Origin of the sequence: Porticoccus sp. (genome assembly GCF_041592135.1) — a bacterium.
Classification (GTDB): domain Bacteria; phylum Pseudomonadota; class Gammaproteobacteria; order Pseudomonadales; family Porticoccaceae; genus Porticoccus.
The window spans coordinates 1-12,253 of sequence record NZ_JBFHQR010000062.1 but is presented as its reverse complement, the minus strand read 5'-3'; the positions used below and the strand labels follow the sequence as shown (position 1 = coordinate 12,253).

At 60.6% G+C, this 12,253-nt stretch carries 9 protein-coding genes and 1 pseudogene; 6 read left to right on the top strand and 4 right to left on the bottom strand.

Annotated elements, in window-relative coordinates:
• The 4 genes and pseudogenes from ABY948_RS07225 to ABY948_RS07210 all read left to right on the top strand — a co-directional run.
• Window positions 1-642 (top strand): annotated as a pseudogene (locus ABY948_RS07225) (type I glyceraldehyde-3-phosphate dehydrogenase); the annotation flags it as partial.
• A gap of 2 nt (window positions 643-644) precedes the next feature.
• Window positions 645-1,874: an organoarsenical effux MFS transporter ArsJ gene (gene arsJ / locus ABY948_RS07220; protein WP_461481851.1), complete on the top strand. Its 1,230-nt coding sequence runs from the start codon at window positions 645-647 to the stop codon at window positions 1,872-1,874.
• A 142-nt stretch (window positions 1,875-2,016) separates the two neighbouring features.
• Window positions 2,017-3,336, top strand: a complete 1,320-nt coding sequence (locus ABY948_RS07215; protein WP_461481850.1) for a permease — start codon at window positions 2,017-2,019, stop codon at window positions 3,334-3,336.
• 11 nt (window positions 3,337-3,347) lie between these two features.
• Window positions 3,348-3,587 (top strand): MTH895/ArsE family thioredoxin-like protein, encoded by a 240-nt coding sequence (locus ABY948_RS07210; RefSeq protein ID WP_461481849.1) that lies wholly within the window; start codon window positions 3,348-3,350, stop codon window positions 3,585-3,587.
• Window positions 3,588-3,653: 66 nt separating this feature from the next.
• Here ABY948_RS07210 and ABY948_RS07205 read toward each other — a convergent pair whose 3' ends face one another.
• A complete protein-coding gene (locus ABY948_RS07205; protein WP_461481848.1) occupies window positions 3,654-4,337 on the bottom strand; it encodes a TetR/AcrR family transcriptional regulator in 684 nt (227 codons plus the stop codon).
• A gap of 314 nt (window positions 4,338-4,651) precedes the next feature.
• Here ABY948_RS07205 and ABY948_RS07200 point away from each other — a divergent pair, with 314 nt between their 5' ends.
• Together ABY948_RS07200 and ABY948_RS07195 are read left to right on the top strand one after the other, a co-directional pair.
• A complete protein-coding gene (locus tag ABY948_RS07200; protein WP_461481847.1) occupies window positions 4,652-5,836 on the top strand; it encodes an efflux RND transporter periplasmic adaptor subunit in 1,185 nt (394 codons plus the stop codon).
• 44 nt (window positions 5,837-5,880) lie between these two features.
• Complete coding sequence (locus ABY948_RS07195) at window positions 5,881-9,033, top strand: efflux RND transporter permease subunit (RefSeq protein WP_461481846.1); 3,153 nt, start codon at window positions 5,881-5,883, stop codon at window positions 9,031-9,033.
• Here ABY948_RS07195 and ABY948_RS07190 read toward each other — a convergent pair.
• From ABY948_RS07190 to ABY948_RS07180, 3 genes are all read right to left on the bottom strand, one after another.
• Window positions 9,027-9,887, bottom strand: a complete 861-nt coding sequence (locus ABY948_RS07190; RefSeq protein ID WP_461481845.1) for a PA2778 family cysteine peptidase — start codon at window positions 9,885-9,887, stop codon at window positions 9,027-9,029. The genes ABY948_RS07195 and ABY948_RS07190 overlap by 7 nt on opposite strands.
• A gap of 110 nt (window positions 9,888-9,997) precedes the next feature.
• Window positions 9,998-10,381: a PA2779 family protein gene (locus tag ABY948_RS07185; protein WP_461481844.1), complete on the bottom strand. Its 384-nt coding sequence runs from the start codon at window positions 10,379-10,381 to the stop codon at window positions 9,998-10,000.
• 229 nt (window positions 10,382-10,610) lie between these two features.
• Window positions 10,611-11,975, bottom strand: a complete 1,365-nt coding sequence (locus ABY948_RS07180) for a DegQ family serine endoprotease (RefSeq protein WP_461481843.1) — start codon at window positions 11,973-11,975, stop codon at window positions 10,611-10,613.
• Between the last annotated feature and the right edge of the window lie 278 nt (window positions 11,976-12,253).

The following is a 12,253-nucleotide window of genomic DNA, read 5'->3' as shown; positions in this document are numbered from 1 at the left end:
GAGGAAGGGGTGCTCAACGTGGTCATGGGGGTCAACCACCAGCTCTACGACAAGGCGCGCCACCCCATCGTCACCGCCGCCTCCTGTACCACCAACTGCCTGGCGCCGGTGGTCAAGGTGATCCACGAGCGACTCGGCATCCGCCACGGCTCCATGACCACCATCCACGACCTGACGAACACCCAGACCATTCTCGACGCCCCCCACAAGGACCTGCGCCGGGCCCGCGCCTGCGGCATGAGCCTGATCCCCACCACCACCGGTTCGGCCACCGCCATCACCCAGATCTTTCCGGAGCTCAAGGGCAAGCTGAACGGCCACGCGGTGCGGGTGCCGCTGGCCAACGCCTCCCTCACCGACTGCGTGTTCGAGGTAGCGCGTGCCACCACCGCGGAGGAGGTCAATCAACTGTTGAAACAGGCCGCCGACGGCGAATTACAGGGCATTCTCGGCTATGAGGCGCGGCCGCTGGTGTCCATTGATTACAAAACCGATCCGCGCTCCAGCATCGTCGACGCCCTCTCCACCATGGTGGTCAACGGCACCCAGGTAAAAATCTACACCTGGTACGACAACGAGTGGGGCTACGCCAATCGCACCGTGGAATTGGCGCGGCTGGTGGGACGGCAGGATCGCCCCTGACCATGGCAACCCTGGCCAGGCTGACCCCGGCAGTTCGCCAATACCTGATTGTCACCGGCAATTACTGGGCCTTTACCCTCACCGACGGCGCCCTGCGCATGCTGGTGGTGCTGCACTTTCACGAGCTCGGCTACAGCCCGCTGGAAATCGCCCTGCTGTTCCTGTTCTACGAGTTGTTCGGCGTGGTCACCAATCTGCTGGGGGGCTGGCTGGGTGCCCATATCGGCCTCAACCGCACCATGAACGCCGGCCTGCTGATGCAGGTGGTGGCACTGGCCATGCTGCTGGTGCCGACGGCACTGCTCAGCGTGCCCTGGGTGATGGCCGCCCAGGCACTGTCCGGCATCGCCAAGGACCTCAACAAGATGAGCGCCAAGAGCGCCATCAAATTGCTGGTTCCCAGTGATGCCGAGGGCACCCTGTACCACTGGATTGCGGTGCTCACCGGCTCGAAGAATGCCTTGAAGGGCGCCGGATTTTTTCTCGGTGGCTCGCTGCTGGCGTTGCTCGGCTTTCGCACCACTGTCGCCAGCATGGCGGTGGGCTTGGCCGCAGTCTGGCTGCTGAGCGTAGTGGCGCTGAAAGGAGACCTGGGCAAAGCACGGCATAAGCCCAAATTTTCCCAACTGCTTTCCCGCAGCGGCCCGATCAATTATTTGTCCGCCGCCCGGCTGTGCCTGTTCGGCGCCCGGGATGTGTGGTTTGTGGTGGCGCTGCCGGTTTACCTGACGGTCAGTCTGCGTTGGGATTTCTGGCAGGTGGGCAGCTTTCTGGCCCTGTGGGTGATCGGTTACGGGGTGGTGCAATCCCTGGCCCCACAGCTCACCGGCAAACGCCAGGGCAAATTGCCGGATGGCCGCAGTGCCTTCGTCTGGGCGGTGCCCCTGATGACGGCTCCCGCAATGATTGCCCTGTCCTTGTCCATGGACTGGCACCCCACCGTTGTTCTGCTGCCGGGACTGCTGCTGTTCGGGGTACTGTTTGCGGTCAACTCATCCCTGCACAGCTACCTGATTGTCAGCTATGCGCGGGAGGACGGGGTATCACTGGACGTGGGATTCTATTACATGGCCAATGCCATGGGGCGACTGCTGGGCACGGTGTTGTCCGGCTGGCTGTTCCAGGCCAGCGGTCTGGCCGCCTGCCTGTGGGTCTCGGCGGGATTGATTGCCGCGGCGGCGGTCATTTCACTGCGCCTGCCGAGGCGGAGCCCGGGCGCTGAAGAGAAGTGAATCGCCGCCGGGCGATCGCTTCGTATCACTCGGGGCTTATACTCCCTCAAACCCTATACTTGAATTTCGTGTCGGCGCGCTGCGCCGACCACCGGATAGCTCCGGTGAATGGAGAACCCGAAACAGTCGCTGAGGAGCAGCAATGCAGAACAAATGGCTGAATTTGTATCAACAGAACCGAGCCCAGGCCCGCTTGATGCTGTTGATCATCAGCGGCTTTTTGATGATCTATTTTTTACCCCTGGGCGCGGCCCGCTTTGACAATGCGCTGCTGGAAGGCTTCAGACTGACCCACTGGTATGCCCGGGAACACGTAATCCTGTGCCTGTTACCGGCCTTCGTCATTGCCGGGGCCATGGCTGTCTATATCAGCCAGGGCGCGGTGATGCGCCATCTGGGCCCGCAGGCATCAAAACCGGTGGCATTCGGGGTGGCCTCGGTGTCCGGCTGTCTGCTGGCGGTTTGCTCCTGCACCGTGCTGCCGCTGTTCGGCGGCATCTACAAGCGCGGCGCCGGGCTGGGGGCCGCGATTGCCTTCCTCTATTCGGGGCCGGCCATCAACGTCATGGCGGTGGTGGTGACCGCCAAGGTACTGGGTGCGGAGCTGGGCATTGCCCGGGCCGTCGGGGCGATCCTGTTTGCCCTGGTGATCGGCGCAATCATGCACCTGATCTACCGCCGGGAAGAAGCGGCCCGCTCCGCCACCTCAGGGAAAGGCTTCGCCGCCGGGGAGAGCGGCCAGCCGCTGGGCGCCGTGGTCGCCTTCTTTTCGCTGCTGATTGGCATCCTGGTGTTTGCCAACTGGGCCGCCGCCGACAGCCCCAGCTGGATGCTGATCCACCAGTGGAAGTGGCCGATTACCGCGCTGCTGGCAATCGCCTTCGGCGCGTTACTGGTGTGGCGCTGGCACTGGCCCGCACGCCAGCTGCTGCTGCTCGGTGCGGCCATGGCGCTGTTGGTGCTGCTGTTCCCCGGCATTCCCGAGTTGCCGTTCGCCACCGGCATCATCGGTCTGATGCTGCTGGCGGCGCGGCGCGACGAAGACCGGGAGTGGGCGGAACAGAGCTGGGACTTCACCAAGCAAATTGTGCCGCTGTTGCTGGCGGGGGTGTTCGTGGCGGGCTTGCTGCTGGGCAGACCGGGCTTTGAGGGCATGATCCCCTCCGGCTGGGTAACGGCGGCAGTGGGTGACAATAGCTTCCTGTCCACCCTGCTGGCGGCCCTGCTGGGCGGGTTTATGTATTTTTCCACCCTGACGGAGGTGCCCATTGTGGAGGGTTTGATCGGCAACGGTATGGGCAAGGGGCCTGCCCTGGCCCTGCTGCTCGCCGGCCCGGCCATCTCGCTGCCAAACATGCTGGTGATACGCACCATCATCGGCACCCAAAAGACGCGTATCTATTGCTCCCTGGTGGTGGTCATGGCCACCATCAGTGGCTTTCTCTACGGCAATTTTTTCTAGGAGTGACACCCATGAAGCTGACCATTTACGGCAAGGGCTGCAGCAAATGCGAAAAACTGCAGCAATACACCGAATCTGCCGCCCAGGCACTAGGGCTTGATTACCAGGTGGAAAAAGTGACCGACATGAATCTAATCATCGATGCCGGGGTGATGCACACGCCGGCCCTGGCGGTGGATGGCGAAGTGGTTCTGGAGGGCCACATCGGCAGCGTCAGTCAAATTACTGAACTATTGAAGACCGGCGCCTGACACAGGCCGGGATTGGCTGGCCCCCGATGCCGCACCGCAGGGCGGGGGAGCCGCTGATTTAACGGCCTACACGTCCATGCGAGGAAACAGTATCTGCCCGACAATGGGCGAGGAATCCTGCTGGGGTTCCCAGTTGGGCTCCGCCACAAACCAGTACTCCGGCTTCAGGGCCAGCAACCGGTACAGGCCGGCCGGCAGGTCGCGCTTGATTTCCTCTTCATCTCCGTGAACATGGGCATAGCTGAAAATGCCGTGGATAAAGTGGTAGAGCAGCCGGGCAGTCTGTTCAGCATCCACCCCCGCCTCCAGATGGCCCGCTGATTGCAGCGCCCGCACCAGCGCCATATTGTATTTCACCGCATTCTGGGACAGCAGTTGCAGCGCCTCAATAACCTTCTCATCGTTTGAGCCGATCTGCGCCCCGGCATTGTAGAAGGGGCAGCCGCGGATCCCGGCCCGGTCATTGCCGAGCTTTGCCATGATCAGGAAATGCAGCAGGTTTTCCAATTGCACCAGCGGTGAGTTGAGGGGAGAGAAAACCGCGTCCAGATCATTCTTGATCACCTGCCAGTAATAGGCGGTGGCCTCACAAAACAGGCTCGCCTTGGATTCGAAGTGGTGGTAGAAAGCGCCCTTGGTGACCCCGGCCTGCTTGCAGATTTCATTTACTCCGACACTGTTGTAGTTGCTCTGCCAGATCATTTCCAGGGCAATTTCCAGCAGGCGCTCACGGGTATCGGGTACAGTCATCATCACACAGCTATCAGGTAGGGTTGTCGGCAAGTATAGATACCCAGTGGTTTGTCAGGCAAGTCAAACACCCCTCTGGCACAGCCCTGAACAGCCTGGATTTGAGCCACATCAATTGGTTTTGCTGAACCCGGCCCAACAACCCACTGTAACAAAAGGCAAAAAAGTTTTTACCCTATGGGGGAATCTGGTCATTTTTAGGGCATTGACGAACATACCGACTGGTATGTAAGCTTTGGCATCCCGATTGATGACCCAACCTTATGCCGCAGTGGCGACACGCTACTCCCCCGGCACAGGCCTACGGAGCCTCCATGAACGATCAAGTCGACAAAGGAATGCGTCGCCCCCTGCTGGTTACTGCCGTTATCGCCCTGCTGGCGGCCGCTGGGTTCTACTACGCCCTGGCACCCCTTGACGGCCACTCTGCTGATAGCGGTTCTGCCGCCGCCCCGCCTGCCACCCGTGCGGAAATCACCCTGTTGAAGCGACAGCCTGTGCGGCTGTGGACCCATTTCTCCGGTCGACTCACTGCCGTGGACAGTGCGGAGATCAAGCCCCGGGTGAGCGGTGAAATCCAGCAGGTGTTGTTCGAGGATGGACAGCTGGTCAAACAGGGCGAGCTACTGTTTGTGATCGACCCCCGCCCCTATGCAGCAGCGGTGCAGCAGGCGGAAGCACAACTGTCTTCCACACGCTCGAGAACAACCCTGGCCAGGGACGAGCTGGAACGGGCCCGCAAACTGGTGGAGCGGAAACTGGTCTCAAAAAGTATCTACGATACCGCCAACAACGAGTTCCGGATCGCCAATGCCAGTATCAAGGAAGCCGAGAGTGCACTGGTTACAGCCAAACTGGAGCTGGACTACGCCCACATCAAGGCACCCTTCGATGGCCGCATCAGTCGCGCCGAGCTGACCGAAGGGAATATCGTCGAAGCGGGCGGCAGCGCCCCGGTATTGGCGACCCTGGTGGCCAACCAGCAACTCTATGCCGAATTCAATGTGGATGAGCAGACCTACCTCAGGTCGGTGCGCCAGCAAACCGCCAGCGGACAAATGCCGGTTGAGCTGACCCTGGCAGACGACGAACAGGTCTATCGCGGTAAAATTCATGCCTTTGACAACCAGCTGGATATCTCCACCGGCACCATCCGCGCCCGCGCTATTTTTGACAATACCGACGGCGTGCTGACCCCCGGCATGTATGCCAATGTCCACCTGGGGGCCCCCCGGGAAACCCAGGTCATTCTGGTCCCCAGCAAGGCTATCGGCACCAACCAGGACAAGAAATTTGTCTATGTGGTGGACCAAGCCAATACCGTCAGCTATCGCGAGGTCCACCTCGGCCAGCACCATCGGGGACAGCGAGTTGTCGAGAGCGGTCTGCAGGCCGGTGATCGGGTGGTCGTCAATGGCCTATCGCACCTGCGACCGGGCATGGCTGTCGAACCGATCATCGCCGCAACCAGTGCCGGACAAGAAACCGCCGCCTACTAGCACACCAAGTTGGAATAGGCCGTAGGGCCCTCTGAAGGATCACCATGAACATTTCCCGGTTTTTTGTCGACCGCCCCATCTTTGCTGCCGTGATGTCACTGCTGGTGCTGATAGCCGGCCTGCTGGCGATGTTTCAACTGCCGATTTCGGAATACCCGGAGGTTTCCCCGCCCTCGGTGGTGGTCAATGCCTCCTTCCCCGGCGCCAACCCCAAGGTCATCGCCGACACCGTCGCCCGCCCCCTGGAAGAGCAACTGAGTGGTGTGGAAAACATGATCTACATGTTTTCCCAGGCCACCTCGGACGGGCGCATGACCCTGACCGTCACCTTCAAGATCGGCACCGATCCGGATCTGGCCCAGCAAATGGTGCAAAACCGCATCTCCCAGGCGCTGCCGCGGCTGCCGGAGGTGACGCGCCAGCTGGGTGTCACGGTGGTGAAAAGCTCCCCGGACCTGACCATGGTGGTGCACCTGGTCTCCCCGGATCAGCGCTACGATGAGCTGTACCTGCGCAACTATGCCCTGATGCACGTCAAGGACGAGCTGGCCAAAGTGGAGGGCGTGGGCACCGTGCGCCTGTTCGGCTCCGGCGATTACGCCATGCGCATCTGGCTCAACCCGGAGAAAATTGCCGAACGCAGCCTCACCGCCAACGAGGTGGTGGCCGCCATCCGCGAACAGAACGTGCAGGTGGCCGCCGGGGTAATCGGCGGTGCGCCCATGACCAGCCCGGTGGACATCCAGCTGCCCATCAATGCCCAGGGACGCCTTGAAACCCCCGAGGAGTTCGGTGAAATCATTATCCGCGCCGGAGAGCAAGGTCAGATTACCCGGCTGAAGGATGTGGCGCGCATTGAGCTGGAAGCGGCCGATTTCAACCTCAATGCCATGCTCGACAACCAGCCCGCCGTGGCCGTGCCGATCTTCCAGGCACCCGGCGCCAACGCCATCGCCATTTCCGATGACGTGCGCCGCACCATGGAAGAGCTCAAACCGCAGTTTCCGGAAGGGGTGGATTACCGGGTGGTCTACGACCCCACGGTGTTCGTCCGCGACTCCATCAAGGCCGTGGTAAAAACCCTGCTGGAGGCCCTGGCACTGGTGGTCCTGGTGGTGGTGGTGTTCCTGCAGACCTGGCGCGCCTCCATCATCCCGCTGCTGGCGGTGCCAGTGTCCATCGTCGGCACCTTCGCCCTGATGTGGCTGTTTGGTTTTTCCATCAATACCCTGTCGCTGTTCGGGCTGGTGCTGGCCATCGGCATCGTGGTCGACGACGCCATCGTGGTGGTGGAAAACGTCGAACGGAATATCGCCGATGGACTGGACCCCAAAGAGGCCAGCTACCGGGCCATGCAGGAGGTGAGCGGACCGATTATTGCCATCTCGCTGACGCTGATCGCCGTGTTCGTGCCCATCGCCTTCGTGAGCGGCCTGACCGGACAGTTCTACAAGCAGTTCGCCCTGACCATCGCCATCTCCACGGTGATTTCGGCGTTCAACTCCCTGACCCTGAGTCCGGCACTGGCGGCCAAGCTTCTCCGGAGCCACGATGCGCCCAAGGATCGCCTCACCCGCATCATAGACTTCCTGTTCGGCGGTTTTTTCCGGCTCTTTAACCGCGGCTTCAAGCGCTCCTCCGAGGGCTATTCTTCCTCGGTCTCCCGCCTGCTGGGCCATAAGACCGTGGCATTTTTTATCTATCTGCTGCTGCTCGGCGCCACCACCTTCGGCTTCAATGGCCTGCCCAAGGGCTTCGTACCCCCCCAGGACAAGCAGTACCTGATCAGCTTCGCGCAACTGCCCGACGGCTCTTCCCTGGCCCGCACCCAGGAGGTGATCAAGGAGATGGGCCGCATCGCCATGGGGGAAGAAGGCGTGGAAAGTGCCGTACAGTTTCCCGGTCTGTCGGTCAACGGCTTCACCAACAGCCCCAGCGCCGGCATTGTCTTCGTAACCCTGGAGAATTTCTCCAAACGCAACAGCCCCGAGCTGTCCGCCGCCGCTATCGCCCAGCGCCTGCAGCAACAATATGCGGGCATTGAAGAGGCCTTTATCGCCATTTTTCCGCCGCCTCCGGTGCGCGGCCTGGGCACCACCGGCGGCTTCAAGCTGCAGGTCGAGGATCGCTCCGACCTCGGCTACGAGCGCCTGGCGGAAGTGATGCAGGCGGTGCAACAACAGGCCTGGCAGGACCCGACGCTGAAAAACGTCTACTCCAACTACAAGATCAATGTGCCGCAGCTGTTTGCCGACCTGGATCGCACCAAAGCCAAGCAGCTGGGCCTCAACGTCAAGAATATTTTCGACACCATGCAGGTTTACCTGGGCTCGCTGTACGTCAATGACTTCAACCGCTTTGGCCGCACCTATCAGGTGATAGCCCAGGCGGATTCGCCGTTCCGCGCCACCCCGGAAAGCGCCCTGAACCTGAAGGTCAAAAATGATCAAGGGGCCATGGTGCCGCTGGGCAGCGTGCTGGAAATGAAAGAGAGCTACGGCCCGGAGAGTGCCGCCCACTACAACGGCTATCTCGCCGCCGACCTCAATGGCGATGCCGCGCCCGGCTATTCCAGCGGCCAGGCCCAAGACGCCATCAGCGCCATTCTCGAAGAGAAACTGCCAACCGGCATGACCTTTGAGTGGACCGACCTGACCTATCAACAGGTATTGAGCGGCAATACCGCCATCTTTATTTTCCCCCTGTGCCTGCTGCTGGTATTCCTGGTACTGGCCGCCCAATACGAAAGTCTGGTGCTGCCGCTGGTGGTGATCAGCATCGTGCCCCTCTCCGTCCTGTCCGCCGTGGTGGGGGTGTGGCTGACCGGTGGTGACAACAACATCTTCACCCAGATCAGCCTGTTTGTGCTGGCGGGCCTGGCCAGCAAGAATGCCATCCTGATCGTGGAATTTGCCCGCGAGCTGGAGCACCGCGGTGCCGATACCTGGCATGCGGCCATTACCGCCAGCCGCATGCGGCTGCGGCCCATCCTGATGACATCCTTCGCCTTCATCATGGGCGTGGTGCCGATGGTCTTCTCCACCGGAGCCGGATCGGAAATGCGCAGTGATATCGGCGTGGCGGTGTTCTCGGGAATGCTCGGGGTGACCTTCTTCGGCCTGTTCTTCACCCCTATTTTCTACGTGCTACTGCGCCGGCTGGAGGGCTATCGCAAGCTCTACGTACCGGCTCACTGAGGCTTTTGCTGCCGAACCGAGGTCAGCGTCTCCCGGTAGCTGGCCGCCAGTGGCCCGCCCAGGGCCACGGCCCTCTCGGCCATGGCGATGGCTTCATCGAACTCACCCAGCTCGGCCAGCAACTGGGCCAGGTTGTTGTACGCGGGCGCGTAATCCGGCGCGATTTCGATCAACTTTCGGAACGCGCCGAGCGATCCCTGGCGATCCCCCTTTTCATACAGCAGGTTGGCCAACCCGAAACCCAGCACCCGGCTCCCGGGCCAGCGCCGCAATCCCGCCCGATAGCCCTTTTCCACCGCCGCGGCCGGGTTCACCCGGTCAAAATCCACCAGTGCCAGAAAATAGTTGCGTTCGTCCGCCAGCGCCGGTAATTCCCCCGGGCGCAGGGCGACAAAGCCCCAGTAATGGCTGCGCCGCCAGGTGTTCTCGAACACCCCCAGCGGGGTGCTGCGTTGCCGCTGTTTGCCCGAGCGCAACACCAGTTTTTCCCGATTCAGGTCGTAGCCGGCCACCACCGCATAGTGCCAGACCTGATACCAGGACAGGCCGAGGTTTTGCAGCACTAAAACCGGATGGTCGGCTTCAACCTCTGCCAGCAGCACCCGCAGCTGAGGCTCGATCAGGTAGGGAATGCGCCCATGGGCTCTCGCAGCGGCGAGCATTTCCACCTGAAAACTGCCCTTTCGGTCAGGCACGTAGACCTGATGAGTCAGGCTCTCGGGGGCAACGTCCAGTCCGGAAGCCGACAACAGGGTCGCCAGCGCCGCCGGGCCACACTGGTATTTTTCCTGGGGAAAGAACGGCACAGCTTCAACATGGTGAACCCGTGCGAGGGATGCGGGAGGACTGGACAATAACTGCTCGGTCTGCGGGGTGCTGACGCAACCGCTCAGCAGCAGACAGCAGACCAAAAAAACACGCGGCAGTGCCGCGTGTGTGGGGGTTGGCTGGAATGGCCTCGACATCAGAGTTTGGGGAAAATATCCGTCACTCCGGCGACATCCAACAGAATCAGAATCAGCAGTAGCAGGGCGATGGTACCCAGTGCTCCGGCACCCGCGGGAAGGGTCTCCATCTGCTGGTGCAGCTGGGCGATTTCCGCATCACTCATGGCGTCGACGCGGTCCATGACATCAGCGCTGTTAACACCCAGGGCGGACAGCTGTGCGGACACATCCTGTCGGGCCAACAGACTTTTGATTTCACTGCGGCCCAGGTCGGAGGAAACTTCAGCCGCAATACTACCGGTACTGATCATCGCGGCTTGGGCCTGGGCCGTTACACCCGCCAGCATCATCAGGGTAATCATCAGGTAACAGATACTTTGCTTAAGCGAACGGTATGTCATAACTCAACTCCTTTGATGGTGATTGTCAGGTTTGTCACATGAACATTGGCACTGTGGTCGCTATGAGTATAGCCAAAACGAACCTGCTGATGCGCTCGTCCACGGCTCTCGACAACCGGATCCTGATCTTACTCTTTGTTCACATCTGGAATCGTTAACTCTATCAAGCACAGAAAATCGCTCACCACCTGGAACAGCGGCCAACGCCATTTCAGGTGGCAGCCGGGAATTACCTGATCACCAGATAGAGCGAGCTGCCGCCGCGGTTGATATGCAGCAGGACCGAGGACTCACCGAGCGTCAGCGCTTTCTTGAAACTCTCGATATCCCGCACCCGCTGGCGATTGGCGCCGAGAATAATATCGCCGGGGCGCAGGCCGCTGTAGGCCGCCGCGGAGTTGGGTGACAACCCGGCCACTATGACACCTTCGCCGTCGGGGTTGTTTTCAAAGCGGGCACCTTCCAACAGGGCGTGCAGCTTGCCACTGACGGCGCTGAGCTGTTGCGGCTCGCCCACCTTCACATCCATTTTTTTCTCCTTGCCATCGCGAATCAAGGTCAGTCTCACCTTGTCGCCGATGGCCTTGATACCGATCTGGCTGCGCAACTGGCCTGCGGAATTGGTTTCATCACCGTCTACGGCAATGATCACATCGCCGGCCTGCACGCCTGACTTTTCAGCTGGCGAGCCTTCACTGACACCGGTCACCAGGACGCCCTGTTGACCATTCTTCAGCTCAAAGGCTTCGCGCAGTTCCGGGGTGATGTCCTGGATACCGATGCCGAGCTGGCCGCGCTTGACCTCACCGTGCGCCACAATCTGTTCCATACTGGCCCTGGCCATATTGACCGGGATCGCAAAACCGATCCCCACATTGCCGCCGGAGGGCGCCAGGATGGCGGTATTGATGCCCACCAGCTCACCGCGCAAATTGACCAGTGCCCCACCGGAGTTACCGGGATTGATGGAGGCATCGGTCTGGATGAAATTCTCGTAACCCTCAATACCCAGACCGGTGCGCCCCAGGGCACTCACCACCCCGGTGGTCACTGTCTGGCCGAGACCAAACGGGTTGCCGATGGCCACCACGAAATCACCCACTTCCAGGTTGCTGGAATTGCCCAGCGGCACCGCCACCAGGTTGTCGGCCTTGATTTGCAGAATGGCAATATCCAGCTCCGGATCGGCCCCCTTTACTTCGGCGGTAAAGGAGCGGCCATCTTCCAGGGATACCTGCACCTCGTCCGCACCCTTGATCACGTGGTAATTGGTCATCACAATGCCGTCAGCGGCATTGATGATCACCCCTGAACCGGCACTCTGCTGGCGTTTCTTGGGGGCTTGCTGGCGAAACTGCTGGTTGTCGGGAAGATTGAAAAAATGCCGGAAGAAGGGGTCGTTGAGCAGCGGATTGTTGGCCTGCTGGGTGGAGAAGGTGGCGATGTTGACCACCGCAGGGTTGACCTGTTTCAACATCGGGGACAGGGTAGGCAAGGCCTGCCCGGAACTGTCCTGCAGGGGCAGGGCCGCCTGGCTGGAAGTAACAATGAACAACATGGATACCGCGAGCAGGAAATGTCTGAGTTGCTGCATGGTAAAAACTCCTGGCAATTGTTGGTGTCGTTTTCACGGATTTGGACCGCGAGGCCGCAAATCATTTTTTATTTAAAGGACCGGGGCTGGAGGCACCGCTGTCGGGAACAGTTCAGTTGCGGGCGACGATCAATTAACTAGGGCCTGTTCACACTAATTTGATTACCACTGCTGGAGGTCATTTTTGCTTCCAGCGAGGCGGAATGAGCGTGGTTTAGTTATTCTAAATGAGCGAATGACAACAACGCTGGGGGCAAAAATGGCCCCAGCCCTTCGGG